At 57.2% G+C, this 13692-nt stretch carries 12 protein-coding genes; 4 read left to right on the top strand and 8 right to left on the bottom strand.

The genetic code is table 11. The features are described from left to right. Positions 1-23: 23 nt before the first annotated feature. The 3 genes from IGS16_RS03655 to IGS16_RS03645 all read right to left on the bottom strand — a co-directional run bounded on the left by IGS16_RS03655 (position 24) and on the right by IGS16_RS03645 (position 4060). Complete coding sequence (locus IGS16_RS03655) at positions 24-1841, bottom strand: cache domain-containing protein (protein ID WP_297083400.1); 1818 nt, start codon at positions 1839-1841, stop codon at positions 24-26. A 98-nt stretch (positions 1842-1939) separates the two neighbouring features. Continuing rightward, positions 1940-2524, bottom strand: coding sequence for a TIGR04376 family protein (locus IGS16_RS03650; protein WP_297083398.1), 585 nt, complete (start codon positions 2522-2524; stop codon positions 1940-1942). 237 nt (positions 2525-2761) lie between these two features. Continuing rightward, positions 2762-4060: a hypothetical protein gene (locus tag IGS16_RS03645; RefSeq protein ID WP_297083397.1), complete on the bottom strand. Its 1299-nt coding sequence runs from the start codon at positions 4058-4060 to the stop codon at positions 2762-2764. 12 nt (positions 4061-4072) lie between these two features. Between IGS16_RS03645 and IGS16_RS03640 the strand changes: the two genes are divergently transcribed. Both IGS16_RS03640 and IGS16_RS03635 read left to right on the top strand, forming a co-directional pair. Further along, positions 4073-4324, top strand: a complete 252-nt coding sequence (locus IGS16_RS03640) for a hypothetical protein (protein WP_297083396.1) — start codon at positions 4073-4075, stop codon at positions 4322-4324. A 115-nt stretch (positions 4325-4439) separates the two neighbouring features. Beyond that, complete coding sequence (locus IGS16_RS03635) at positions 4440-5351, top strand: alpha/beta hydrolase (RefSeq protein ID WP_297083395.1); 912 nt, start codon at positions 4440-4442, stop codon at positions 5349-5351. 49 nt (positions 5352-5400) lie between these two features. Here the strand turns inward: IGS16_RS03635 and IGS16_RS03630 are convergent, their stop codons facing one another. Continuing rightward, entirely contained in the window at positions 5401-6306 is a 906-nt protein-coding gene (locus tag IGS16_RS03630) for a formylglycine-generating enzyme family protein (protein WP_297083394.1), read from the bottom strand. 305 nt (positions 6307-6611) lie between these two features. Between IGS16_RS03630 and IGS16_RS03625 the strand changes: the two genes are divergently transcribed. Both IGS16_RS03625 and IGS16_RS03620 read left to right on the top strand, forming a co-directional pair. Next, positions 6612-7085 carry a phycobilisome protein gene (locus IGS16_RS03625; RefSeq protein ID WP_068508180.1) on the top strand — a complete coding sequence of 158 codons (474 nt, stop codon included), beginning with the start codon at positions 6612-6614 and terminating at the stop codon, positions 7083-7085. Between the two features lie 31 nt (positions 7086-7116). Continuing rightward, positions 7117-7854 carry a phycobilisome rod-core linker polypeptide gene (locus tag IGS16_RS03620; protein WP_297083393.1) on the top strand — a complete coding sequence of 246 codons (738 nt, stop codon included), beginning with the start codon at positions 7117-7119 and terminating at the stop codon, positions 7852-7854. 124 nt (positions 7855-7978) lie between these two features. Here IGS16_RS03620 and IGS16_RS03615 read toward each other — a convergent pair whose 3' ends face one another. From IGS16_RS03615 to IGS16_RS03600, 4 genes are all read right to left on the bottom strand, one after another. Next, positions 7979-8167 (bottom strand): hypothetical protein, encoded by a 189-nt coding sequence (locus tag IGS16_RS03615; protein WP_068508175.1) that lies wholly within the window; start codon positions 8165-8167, stop codon positions 7979-7981. Positions 8168-8328: 161 nt separating this feature from the next. Further along, positions 8329-10938, bottom strand: a complete 2610-nt coding sequence (locus IGS16_RS03610) for a transglycosylase domain-containing protein (protein WP_297083391.1) — start codon at positions 10936-10938, stop codon at positions 8329-8331. 564 nt (positions 10939-11502) lie between these two features. Further along, the gene (locus IGS16_RS03605) at positions 11503-11976 is read right to left on the bottom strand and encodes a nitrate reductase associated protein (RefSeq protein ID WP_297083389.1); all 474 of its coding nucleotides are present in this window, start codon (positions 11974-11976) and stop codon (positions 11503-11505) included. Between the two features lie 53 nt (positions 11977-12029). Beyond that, positions 12030-13436, bottom strand: a complete 1407-nt coding sequence (locus IGS16_RS03600) for a glycoside hydrolase 100 family protein (protein WP_068508170.1) — start codon at positions 13434-13436, stop codon at positions 12030-12032. Positions 13437-13692 lie beyond the last annotated feature (256 nt).

The following is a 13692-nucleotide window of genomic DNA, read 5'->3' as shown; positions in this document are numbered from 1 at the left end:
CTGCCTTTTAGATCGCATTCCCATCACTTCCAAAATTCTTCAATATCGACCTGGGCTAACTCTTCCTGAATCTCTTGAAAATAGCTGCTCTGGGTAATTGAGTTCACTTCCTGCACTCGTTTGCTCTGGTCGATTTCGATTTGCAATTCTTCCAGTTGCTTCTTCAATGCTTCTTCCCGCAGGCGGCGTTCCGTAATGTCTTGAATAATTCCTTCATAATAGAGCAGCTTGCCCTGGCTATCGTAGACGGCTCGCGCATCTTCTTCGATCCAGATCATGCTGCCGTCTTTGCGATAGACCTGATACTCCAATCCTTTTACCTGACCGTTAGATTTCATTAACTGATAAAAGCGCTGACTATCGCGAATATCGACATAGGTTTGTTCTGGAATATTGGTGACAGAGTTCACCATCTCGGATGGAGAGTCGTAGCCATAAATTGCCGCCATCGCTGGGTTCACTTTTAGAAACTGTCCTGTGGGTGAAGATTGAAAAATCCCCTCCAGGGCGTTTTCAAAAATGCTGCGATAGTTTTCTTCAGTAATCCGCAATTCCTCATTCTTTTGTTCCAAAGTGGTGAATGAAGCCTTGAGTTGATCCGCCATGCTGTTAAACGATGTGGCGAGCTGATCTAGCTCTAGCAGAGCGCTGGGCGAAATGTGCTGGGAGAGTGCGCCTTTTGCAACTTCATTGGAGGCCTGCGAGATTCGCTGGATGGGTTTTGTGACCCAGCGGGCGGTGAGGATGCCCAGGGCGATCGCCAGTCCCAGCGACCCCAGCGCCAGCCAAATCGCGTTTCGGGTAGTGGTATAGATGTCGCCCATAAAGTCTGCTTCGGGAACCGCGATTACAATTAGCCAGTCCAGCCCCCGTCCGTCTTGAAACGGCAACACCTGCACAAACTGCCGCTGTCCATGCACAGAAAAATCAAGCTGCTGCGGCTGCTGGATTTCTTTAAGGTCGCCAAACTCTTGCCGCAAAAAACGCGCCGTTTCTCGAATCAGCGGCTCACTGCTGTCTACGGCTTGCAGCAGCAGCGTCTCGTCGCCTTTACCAACCGTCAGCGGTTCCTCGGTCGAGCTAGAGAGAATTTGCCCTTTCCGATCTAGCACAAATGCCTTACCCGTTTTGCCAATTTTCAGGCTAGAGAGAAACTGGCGAAACTCCACCGGAAGCTGCACATCGGTTGCACAGACCCCCAGAACAGTCCCCTCTTCGCTGTACACGGGCAGGCTAGCCGTCAATACAGGCAAGAAGGTTGCAAAGTCCAAGTAAATCTCACTCCAAACAGCCCCCCTGTTATTTAAGGCATCTTGATACCAGGGGCGCGATCGCGGATCGTATTCCCCATCCTCCGTGAGGAAAGCCAGACGATTTCCCCGACTATCTAGCTCATAGGAAAGAAAACGACCCCGCGTAGCCGTGTTGGTCAGCCAGAGGCGAACCTCCTTACTGCCGACTTCCGAGCGCCCTGCCCCCAGAAATTCCCCCTGCTCTGTGCCGCAATAGGTGCCAAAAATATAGGGCGAAATTCTCACCTGCTGGTGCATTTGGGCAATGTTTTGGGGATTTTGGAAATCCAGGCTGCCCTGGGTAAACGCGGCCGCATTGAGCTGATTGATGTCGTGCGGCGCTGTAAAGTAGCTCTCTAGCTCGCGCTCAATCTGGCTAGAGAGGCCCGTGCGAAGCTGGGAGGCCAGGTCATTCACGGCCCGCCGTGCCGCCAAAAACGACAGGTAGCCAATTAGCCCAACCGCTGCTGCAATTTCCAACACAAAGGGAACCACGAGCGCTGTGCGGAGGCGGAACTTGGCAGGAATAGCAGGAAGATTCACTGGCATGGCATCTAGCGCTCCGTAGATTCCAGTCTAGGCTGCAAATCGAACGACTCAGCCCAAATATTCACTTTTTTACGAGTTAAGATTCTGATTTCAGCAGTTTAGCCCTTGCCCATATTTCGTTTCAACTCTTCGATTTCTTCATCCATCTCCCATTGGCGAAAGGCTTTTTCCAGGTCTTGGGGAGAGGATGCGCCGGGGGTCGCGGCGTTGTAATTTTGCCAGCCAGCGGTTTGCCACTGTTGGTCAACCGAGGTTGCGGTGCGGGTGGCTCGCGCCTGGGCTGCCTGGGCCGACACTTCCTTGCGCTTTTGCTGAATCTGTCGCTGGAGGTCGATGGTTTCCTGAATCCGCTGGCGCAGGGCTTCCATTTGTCCCCAAAGCTGATTTCCCTGGCGCAGCAGCGTGGCTTCGTGTTCTTCGGCAGGCTGGGCCAGATCCATACGCCCCTTTTCTTTCGCTTTTTCGACGCGGGCGTGCCAGAGTTGCACTTCCTGTGCCGTGTTCAAGATTTCCTGCTGGAGCCGACTTTCCTTGAGCCGCAGGTCACCCAGTAGGCGAATCGCTTCTTCTTCCTGATCCCGCAGGTTGTCCTCGATGGCTTGGAGTTCTAGGTGCGGGTTATCGCGCAGAAACTCGTCCAGCCGGGCTTCTAGAAACGTGCTGAGGTCGTCAAAAAGGCTCATGGAACACTCCTATGGAGCGGATAGGGCAGGGTTGGGCGATCGCACTGTGATTTCGCACCGGGATTTCGCACCGGGATTTCGCACTGTAATCTCGCACCGGGATTTCGCACCGGGATCTCGTGCAGCGACTTTGCACCGGGATTTTGCACCGGGATTTCGCACCGGGATCTCGTGCAGCGATTTTGCAAACAGCAGGCATTCGGCATCAAAACACCGCACCCAAACCCTATCAAGGGATCAGAACTGCTGTCCAGTGTAGATGGATCGCACATCGCCGTTGCGTCGCACCATCACCTCATTGCCCTTCACGGAAACGAGCGTCCAGCCGCTAGCCCCAATCGGTTCACCCACCTGCACACGATGGGTCGTGCCGTTGATTTCAAACAGGGCGGCGGAACGGGCCGGATCGTTGAGTTCCAGGATGCCGACGAGGGTATGGGTCGAGACGGCAGCGATGTTGGGGGCGGCGGCGGGTGTATCCGTGGTGCTGTCGGTCGATGAAGCAGCAGATGGGGCGGCTGGCGCAGTTGTGGGCAGCGGGACGGTAGAAACGGCGGGCGATCGCCCCGGCAGGTTGAACCCTGGCAGACTGGGAAATCCATTGCCGCCACTGTTGCCACCGCTGCTGCCACTATTGTTGCCACCGCTGCGACCGGGAAGCGCCATGTCTGCGGGCGGACGGTAAACCGGGACAATCAACGGGTCGGTGGGGGCTGAGTTGGTCGCGGCTGGATTGCCCGCCACCGCCACGCTCGGCAAGTTGCCCTCTGCGCCAGCGGTTTCCGCTTGACGACGGGCAGACCGTTGTTCCAATACCTTGAGCGATCGCTGAATGTAGTCCAAAAATTCGCGGTTTTCGGGCGAGGCTGGCTGGGTGGCAACCTCAGATGAGCCAGCCGTGTCGGGAGCATTCGCCTGCTGCCAGCGCCCCTGCATTCCGTACCACAGCGCCACGGCCGCCGCCAGAGATCCGCAGACCAACAGCGCCAGCAGCCCATCCAGCGATTTGTGCTTTACGCCAGTGGGTCTTGGCATGAGCGCTGCGGCGACCAACTCATCTTCTGGGCTGCTATCCACGGCCACCTGCCCAGAACTCTGCCCAGAACTCTGATCAAACTGAGGAATCAGCGCGGGTTCTGGGTTTAGCTCTGGCACAAAGGTTGGATCGCGGGTCACACCAGCATCGGGCGCGTTGGTTGAGCCGTCTTGCCGCTGTGCCTGGGAGACAGTGGCCAGCACAGGCGGAATCGTGACATCCGTGACGCTGACCGGGGTGGGGGTGCGGCTGGCGGCTAGTTCTTCCGGTAGTTCCGTCGAAACGGGTCTGCCCTGCTCTAGCGCTTCGTTCAAGTCGCTAAACAGGTCGTCCATCAGTTGGTCGGCATATTGCTCGATGGAAAAGCGGTCGGCCTCCGTTGCGACGCTCGACGTGCCAGAAACACGAGTCGTGGCGATCGCCCTCGATTCTCGATCGGCAAGCTCTTGAGGACTCAGGGGTTCGAGCGCAGGGGGCTGGGTAGACGTGGGTTGAGACATGGCGAAATCAAAATGACGACGGATGACGACTGGCGTGAAGATAACTGGTGTAAAGACGGCTGGCGTAAAGATGGCTGGCGTAAAGACGATTGGAGCAATTCGATTGATGAAACCTGGTTGCTCAAGCTTGAGCAATCACTCAAGCAACAGCACAGCAAGCCCCGCTGTGATGGCTATTCATTAACGGCTGCACCATGCCCCTTCAATGACCCTTCAATGACTATTCAATGTAGCAATAACCCATCAAAACGGAACGCTTTTTAGAAGTTTGCCAATCTTAAAGAAGGGCTGGGAAAATTCACGGTCGGCCCATCCTCCGCCTCCAGACATAAAATTAAAAAAATAGGTACTTTTTGTAATCTCCGCTACGCAGCGTTCCATGACCCTCGATTTTTCCGCTCCGCGATCGCCCGAAACCAATGGCTGGCAGCACTGCTTTATTGAAACCAACCGCATTCGTCTGCACTGCGTGACGCAGGGAGAGGGCGAACTAGTGGTCTTGCTGCACGGGTTTCCGGAGTTCTGGTATTCCTGGCGGCACCAGATTCCAGCACTGGCAAAACATTTCAAAGTCGTCGTGCCGGATCTGCGCGGCTACAACGATTCCGACAAGCCCAGCGCGGGCTACGACCTGGATACCCTCAGCGCCGACATCCAGGGCATTATTGAGAACCTGGGCTATCTAAAGGCGCATATCGTTGGGCACGACTGGGGCGGGGCGATCGCCTGGCACTTGGCGCAGACCGTTCCCCAGCGGCTGCATCGGCTGGCAATTCTGAACGCGCCCCATCCGCACCGTCTGATGCAGGAGATGTCGAGCAATTTCGATCAACTGCGGCGGAGTTGGTACATGCTGGCGTTTCAGGTGCCGGGGCTGCCGGAATGGCTAATTCGCCAAAACCTGCGAAACTTTGTGACCACAGCGATGCAGGAATTCTGCGTCCGCAAGGGAGCCTTTAGCCGTCGAGATATGGACATTTATCAGGCCGCGCTAGAGAAACCCGGCGTGCTGACGGCAGCGATCAATTACTATCGACAACTGCTGTCGCCCCGACGGCTGATGCGCGAATGGGGGCGATCGCCCCTGCCCGTTACCGTGCCCACCCTCGTTTTGTGGGGTGAAGACGACCATTTCCTGAACCAGTCCCTTTTGGAAAACCTGGACGCGCTGGTCAAAGCGCCGCTGCGCCTGACTCGCATCGCCGACTGTGGCCACTGGATTCAGCAGGAAGTGCCCCAGACGGTCAACCGCGAACTGCTCAACTTTTTGCGGCAGCCATATCCCGCATAGGCCTGCTACTTGCCGGGATGTAGAAGCTCAGGAAAACCTCAGGAAAACCTCAAGCGAACCCGTCCCAGCCGCAGGCGACCCGAAAACCAATGTCATACAGGCCGCGATCGCCCTCGGCCCGCGACCGAAAAGCAGAGCGACAACTGCGGGGCCCCACGTTCCAGGAGCCGCCCCGCAGTATGCGCCGTTTGGGGTCGCCGCCCGTTTCCCACGCGGTTCCGTCTGTCGGCGCATCGGCGTAGGTGTCATGCCAGTTATCCTGACACCACTCGCGCACATTGCCATGCAGGTCGCAGAGTCCAAAGGCATTGGCATGGGCAAAATAGCCTACGGGCACCGTCTCGCGGCGGTCTTCGCCCTGGGGCCCCTGCCCGTAGCTGCCCCGGTTGCACAGTCGCCCCTGATACTCCCAGTCCACCCCGGAGTAATTTGCCAGGTCGGTGGTGAGGGTTTCGCCGACGTGAAAAGGAGTCTCTGTGCCGCCGCGACAGGCGTATTCCCACTCGGCCTCGCTGGGCAGGCGGTAGGGACGGCCCGTGTGCGCGGTGAGGCGATCGCAAAATTCCACCGCCTCCAGCCACGACACCTGCTCCACCGGATGGTGATCGCCTTTGAAATGGGCGGGATCTGGGTCGAGCGATCGCCCTACCACAGGCAGCGCCGCTACGGCTCGCCACTGGGCCTGCGTCACGGGATATTTGCTCAAGGAAAAAGGCCGCAGCGTAACCAAATGCTGGGGAAACTGCGAAGGATGCCAGCCCTCCTCTTCTCTGGGTGCGCCCATCGTAAACGGGCCTCCCGGCAAAATCACCATCTCCAGCGCTACGCCCGCAGCCAGAGATTCTTTCCAGAGCTTGGCTCGACCCGTGCGGCGATCGCCCACTTCGCCAGTCGGCAATAGGGTCAGCACTTCAAACTCCACCGGCATTAGTTCCGGTGTACTCTGATTGAACATCGATGACTGGGGTTGATTGCTTTACACCCCTCATCATACGGTGCATCGAACCGCTCTCCGGCTCTCCCAGCCGCGCTTTTGCAAACTGGACACTCACTCCGGATTTCCCAGACAATTCCAGCCCCCAAACCGTTGAACCCGCACCAGGATGTATTAAGAAATACATCTTTGTGGGGGGCTGTTTTGCGGAGTGGGCAGTCTGATCCTAAGGATGGCAAGTTGCTCAGCGCCGCAGCGGTTGAGAGGGTGCAGGGCGATCGCCATCCGCCTTTTCCCACTCGTCTCCATCGCATGGTCTTTGTCCTATGCTCACCCTTAGCCACACCCTAGATCGAAGTTTGCGAAACGCTGATGGCACTTATCTGGATCAGCAAGGACTGCAAACCCTGAGTGCCTACGTGCAAACCTATCAGACCCGGCTAGATGCCTATCAGCAATTGCGCGATCGCAGCACGCCAATGATTCACCAGGCGCTCAAGAAGCTGGCGCAGGTGCACCCAGAGCTAATCCAGCAGCATGGACAGCGCTGTTTATACGACATGACCGAAGTCGTTCGCTACATTGCCCTCTCAGTGCTGCGCGATGACGAAACATTTTTCAAAGAGCAGATGATGTCTTGGCTCGACACCATCTTGATGGCCCACAAGCGCCATAGCCACTGCGCCACGGCCTATCGCTATCTCCAGGAGGCGATCGCCGCCAACCTCTCGCCCGCCGCCAACACGCTCATTTCTCCGTACCTGGATAGCGTTGTTCTGGCGCTGCAATCCCACGCCTAGCCTACGTCTAGAGGTCATTCCAGAGGTCGCTATGCAACACACACCCATTTCGATTCATCCCAATTCCTCTCAGACCGAGCGCGAAGCCGCCCTCCAGCAAATCTATCGGCAAGTCCTCGAACGCCAGCCCTACAGCTATGAACGGCGAATCTTGGGACGGTTGGAAAAGGACTTTCTGGCCAACCGGATCGGGGTACGGCGGTTTCTGCGCGAACTGGGACAGTCCGAGGTATATCTCAACGCCTTTTACTTCAACACGTCTAACTACAAATTTATAGAGCGCTGTCTGAAGCATTTCTTGGGGCGGGCGCTGCTCAACCATGAGGAAATGCAGCACTATGGCAATGTTCTGGCGCGACAGGGCGCAGCAGGGCTAATTTCCACGCTGCTCGACTCAGAAGAATATCGCAAGGCGTTTGGTGGGTTCACGGTTCCCCATGCCCGCGCCCAGTCGTGCTACGAATCGCCCAAAGCCTACCTGGAAACCCATGTGCTGAACCGGGAATACGTCGGCCGACGGGGCAACGCTGTGCCAACCCTCATCTGGCACGAGCTAGGGCTAAACTGCGACACAGGCGTATGCCGCCACCCAGAAGCTGACGAAGCCCTGGAGCCGCCGCTACCAGGAATTGCCGACCATTTGCCAGACTCCTTCCTGGCGCTGCTTAGAGGAGACAATCAGGAACTAGACACGGCTACGGTTCGGGAACTGGTCGCTTCTCTCTCGCCGCAGCAGAGAAAAGCCCTCCAGCGGGCAATCCTGAGTTGAGATCTGGCCCTTCCGCCGCTCATTGGAGCAGCTACTACGCAGTGGGGTGTAACGGTGATGCCGCTATATCCCATTTTTTATTGAATTTCTGATCAGACTAAGCAATCCTTTGTCTTTTCCGCGTCTACTTGGGGTCTTCGTCGATCTTCGGAACGATGTCTGGGCGCTCCTTGGCTTCCCAACCCGGCGGCCGCTTCGAGTTATACCAGGCGATCGAGCCGATGGTGACGGCCGCAATAAACCCCACCACGTAGACCACCGTAAACCACACTGGAAAACCGCCACCTGCGGCTACATCCATCAACAGCACCATAACCGACGCTCCAAGTATTTTAGATTCCTAAAATTATCATTCCGTAGAATCGGCCCCTCACACCACTGTTTCTGGACAAGGGCTGATCGGGAACAGCCCTATGAACAGCCGCATCGGGTGTTTTGCTGCAACTTGCTGCGAGGTATGGGTTCCTTCAGGAATTACTCTGTTGCAGGAGGGGGCGCTTCTGCCGGGGCCGGAGCCGGGGCCGCAGGCTCGGAGCGGGGCCGCTCTAGGCGAGGGGGCGGGGCGGGGCGCTCAGGCGGTGGCGGTGGCGGTGGCGGTGGCGGCGGCGCTGGACGGGCTTCCACAGGTTCCGGTTGGGGACGCTCGACCCGCACGGGTTCAGGACGCGGCTCTGCGGGACGCGGCTCTGGTTCGGCAGGGGCAGATGGAGACTGCGGACGAGCGGGCAGCGGCTCCGCGGGAGACGATGGGGCCGACTGCACAGGGTCACTGTTGCGAATCTTGCGAGGCTCGGAACGGGTGTCTGGGGAGGCTTCGCGAGCCGCAGGAGAACTGGGCGATCGCGCAGGTGCTGCCTCCTCGGATCGACTGCGAAAGCGGCTGCTTGAACCAGAAGATTCTCCCTCCGAGTCACCTCCGGTTGCCGGGCCAACGAACATTCTCCGGGGGCGAATTCGCTCCGCCTTGATGGAACCTTTGCGATCGCCGCGCAGGTTGGGCTGGGGGAACGACTCGACCGGCATTCCCTCGGTTGCCTGCGCCATATAGTTGCGCCATACCAGGGCGGCCGTGCTGCTGGCTCCTGCCGTCGGGCGATTATTGTCATTGCCCAGCCATACCCCCGTCACCAGTTGAGGAATATAGCCGATGAACCAGAGGTCGCGCTTGGCATCGGTGGTTCCCGTTTTGCCAGCGACGGGTCGGCCCCGCAGCGCTGCGTTGCCGCCTGTACCGCCATTCACCACGCCCCGCAGCATCCAGGTCATGATATTGGCGCTGTCGGTATCTACGGCCTGCTCTGGCGTGAAGTTTGCCTCGTAAATCACGTTGCCAAAGCGGTCGATAATTCGCGTGATGCCGTGTGGCTCGATGTGCTTTCCTTGAGCAGCGAGAGTGCCGTAGGCGCTGGTGAGTTCCAGCAGGTTGACCTCCAGTGTGCCCAGCGCCAGCGAGTAGGCAGGAATCAGCTTGGACTGAATGCCCATGCGCTTAGAAATTTCCATCACCGGATCAAACCCCGCATCCAGCAGCACCTTGACTGCGATGACGTTGATTGAACGGGCCAGCGCATCCCGCATGGACATGTTGCCAGAGTGCCGCTCGCTGTAGTTTTTGACCTCGTAGCCATCAACGATGAACTTGGAGTCCAGATAGCTCTTGTAGGGGGAGAGTCCGGCAGCGATCGCCGCTGTATAGACAAACGCCTTAAAGGTCGATCCGGGCTGTCGCTGCGCCTGGGTTGCTCGGTTAAACTGACCCGCAACCAGGTCTTTTCCGCCCACCAGCGCTTTGATTTCGCCTGTGCGGGGGTCGATAGATACCAAAGCCGCCTCAGAAAACCGCTCCCATCGTCCATAGCGCTCGACGGCTTTGGCAACCGTTTCCTGAGCAATAGCTTGCCACTTGGGATTCAGCGTCGTCTCGATAGTCAATCCGCCCACTTCCAACACCTCCGGGCTAACGCGCTGAGGCAGTTCTTGCTGGAGGATGTAGGAGGTAAAGTGGGGCGTTTGGCTAATGAGATTACGGGGCTGGCTGGGCGTTAGCTCAATTTCTGCTGCCTTTGCCTCCGCCAGTTCTGCGGCGGTAATGAATCCAGACTCATACATTCGCTCCAGCACAATATCACGGCGGCTGCGGGCCAGATCGGGATTCACCAGCGGCGAGTATTCGCTGGGGGCAGGGGCCAGTCCAGCAATCATGGCCATTTCAGACAGCGAAAGCTCGCCAATCGGCTTGCTGAAATAAATCCAGGCGGCATCGCCCACGCCATACGCGCCCGACCCCAGATAGACCAAGTTCAGGTAGCGCTCCAGGATTTGATCCTTGGTTAGCTCATTTTCCATTTTGTGCGCCATCAGCGCTTCCCGCAGCTTGCGGTCGAGGGTGCGCTCCTGCCCCAGGAAGACGATCCGCGTCACCTGCTGGGTGATGGTGCTGGCCCCTTCGACCACCTCACCGGCTGACAGGTTTGCCAGGGTCGCACGGGCGATCGCCCGATAGTCCACGCCATTGTGTTCATAAAACTTTTTGTCCTCAGCGGCGATGAAGGCGTTAATCATCGTCTCTGGGATCTGGTCGAGCGAGAGCGCCTCTCGCGTCGCGGGCCCAAGCTGTTGCAGCACCGTGCCATCTGCCGCTTTGATGGTCATTGAGCCATCGCGGGTATAGGTCAGTGCGTCTTCTGGGTCGGGTAGCTCGCTCTGGATCTGGCGCACCGTATCGATGGCCGCCATGCCAAAACCGCCTGCACCCGCCAGAGCCGCCATCACCACCCAGGCATACCAGACCTGATAGAACCGACGGGGCGATCGCTGAGGCGGCTCCGGATCAGGGTTGGGTTTTGACCATTCCACGAGTGCCGGGTCGGGCTGGGGTGGAGAAACGGGCACCGCCGCATCCGCAGGAGCCTGAGTGGAGGCTTCTACAGGCAGATCGGCTAGCGTGTCCTGCGTCGAAGTGTCGTCTGCAAACGGGACACCCAAGCCGCTTGAGGCTTGAGCCAGACGGTCGTCCTTGCCGCTGTGTAGCGCATCGCCCTCTGGCTTGACCCAGCCCTGAACTCGATCAAAGAAACCTGTCACGCTAACTCTCCCCACTGAAACCGCACAGACAGAGCGAAGTTGGAAAAGACCGATTTGGACTTATCGAACTGCCCTGGTTGCAATCGTGGCGCTGGGCCAAACCTAGAAGATTTGCAAAACCACAAATCCTGAGATTGTTGCCCCCGCCACCGCTATACCCTAACGCCGTAACCTGCTGCTATGAACTGCTATAACGTTGCGAACTGCTATGACACTGCTATGACATTGTTACCTACATAAGCGCCAATCGTCTGCGATCGCGCCTGAGATAACCCATAAGTCCAGATCTATCGATTAACGATAAAAACCAGCCCACAGAACACAGTTGAGCCTAGAAAGCTGACTATTGCTTTGCCATCAGCAATAGAACAACTTCAATCTATCGAACCAAAGAAATGAATCAAACAAAAGCTTAACCTAAAAATCGGGTTCTATGAACCTTTGTGACAGTTATGCAACGGTGGATTTACAAGAAACTCGCCCCAGTGCTTTCCCATGCGCTTTCCCATGTGCTTTCGCAGCGATCGCCCCAGTCGTTGCCCAGCGATCGCCCTCAATCAGCCGCTATGCCTCTAACCCAGCGCTCTCTAGCACGCCAAATTCTCGCAGCGCAGGCAGAAAATTTTGATGTTCATGGCCAGACTGGCTGAGCTTGATCAGCGCAAATCGCTGGAGCGGATCGAGGCGGCTCCACTGTTCAGTTGTGAGGCACACACCCACGCGCTGCCCCTGCTGCTGCACCGAGTCGGGAATTTGGTGTGCATCGAGCCAGGCGGGCTGCGGATCAAGGGGCAAATCGGCTGGGCGATCGCCCCCTAGGGCCGCTACCAAGTCATACACCCGCTGGCGATAGGCGGCGATGTCTGCCTCGCTTTGGCAGGGCAAGTCGAGCAGCAGTTGGCGATCGCCCCGCGACAGTGCGTGCCAGTGAGTCAGCTTCAGCTTTATCCCACAGGTGTCGAGGTTATAGCGAACACGCATGGGCACGCACCGCAGCGAATCGGCAAAATCCTGCTCAAATTGGAAAACCTGAGTCAACCGTATAGCCCCCTTGTCAGGTCTGTAGCTGCATCAAGCCGCCTTGGGGCCGGCTAAAACTCTTGTAGACGATACATCCAGTCAAAAAACTGCGGATCTTCGTCAAAGCAGATTAGATCAAGATGGCTAGGGTTGTCCAGAAAATCTTGCGCCAGCAAATAGCCTGCAATCGTCCAGGTTTGATACTTCCGCGAGGCCTTGCCCACGTAGCGTCCGGCCTTACCGTCATAATACTCTGGCCACTCGTCTTCGCTGAGGCGGCGTTCGGCAATGGCCATCGCTCGGCGACACAGATCCGTCCGTCCCGTCTTTTGGCAGGCTGCCGCCATCAGCCACAGCAGCATCGGCCAACTGCCGCCATTGTGATACGACCAGGGCACGTTTTTCGGATCGCAGCCCGTCAGAATCTTCCACTCCTGATCCACCACGGCAGGATAGCAAATCTTCATCGGCATTTGCCCTACCAGGTCATCCCAGCGCTGCTCAATCAGGTTCATCACCTGCTGCGATTCTTCGGTGTTGGTTAGCGAGGAGATGACGGCCATCAGGTTGCCCAGGGCAAAAAAGCGGAAGTCTAGCCGGGCCGGGCCCAAGTTGCCTGCTAGGTAGCCGCCTTCATCGGGCATCCAGTCGAATGTCCATTCGGGAATTGAATCGGGATAGATATTGAACTTGTTGACTGCGCCCTCGCCAAATTCTTCGCCGTGATAGCGATAGATTGTGTTCAACCGCCGCGCATCCAGCCAGTAATACTGGCGCATGTGGTAGTTCAAAATGCTGAGGCGCTGGTTGATGATCTGGATGTGGATATCGTTACGCGGGCCGGGAGCCAGCAGTTCCCGGGCCGACATTAGCGCCGCGTAGAACAGGGTTTGAATTTCCAGCGGATGCCCGTCTACACCCATGCGGCGGTCAATCATAAACGCCCCGTCGGGGACGAGCATGGTGGGGTACATGTCAAAGCGATCGGCCATGCAGAGCTTGAGAATCCACAGGATGCCCTGCTGAAACTCCGGCTGGTGGGCCAGATCCAGGTCGCCTGTTGCCTTGACATAGGCCCGCAGCAGAATAATCCACCAGAGGCAGGAATCGACGGGCGTGACGCGACCAATAGCGTGTTCACCGAAATCTGCCACGAGGTATTGTTTGCCTTCGGCGGTGACTACCTTAAAGCTGGCGGGCATCAACCCTCGGCCGGCGTAGAAGTAGTCCATCTGCTTCTCGCCGCTTTGAAGCGCCAGAGTTTCCACCAAAAAGTTGCGGACGATTTCGGGGCGGCCGTGGGTGAGAAACACCAGTGCTGAGGACACAAAATCCCGCACGAAGCACTGATCGTAGTTCAGGGCTTCGACGCTGGGGTCACAAGCTGCTACGGTGCCGACAGGGCGATCGCCGTAATACACAATCGACCGCTCCAGGAGTTGCCAGGCTTCTGTTACAAGATTTGTCGTAGTCTTCATTGCCTAACCTGCAAGTGGCTTAAACAAGGATTTAGAACGGTGAACTCACTAAAACGATGCGGCTAATCAACAGCCAATTAACGAAAAGATGCACAAGATGCACAACTAAGACGACTTCTGCTGAGTGCAAAGGGGAAAGCGCCCTGAAGCCCAGATCTGGGGCTTTATGGGCCCAACGTCAACATATTTGAGCAGATTGAGACGCTTTTTCTATTGCATAGGAACTTGATAACAAAAAGCATCCCCCGACCTGCCT

Source organism: Thermoleptolyngbya sp. C42_A2020_037, from assembly GCF_015272455.1.
Taxonomy (GTDB): Bacteria; Cyanobacteriota; Cyanobacteriia; order Elainellales; family Elainellaceae; genus Thermoleptolyngbya.
The sequence above is the reverse complement of the archived record's forward strand: the minus strand, read 5'-3'. Positions and strand labels throughout refer to the sequence as shown.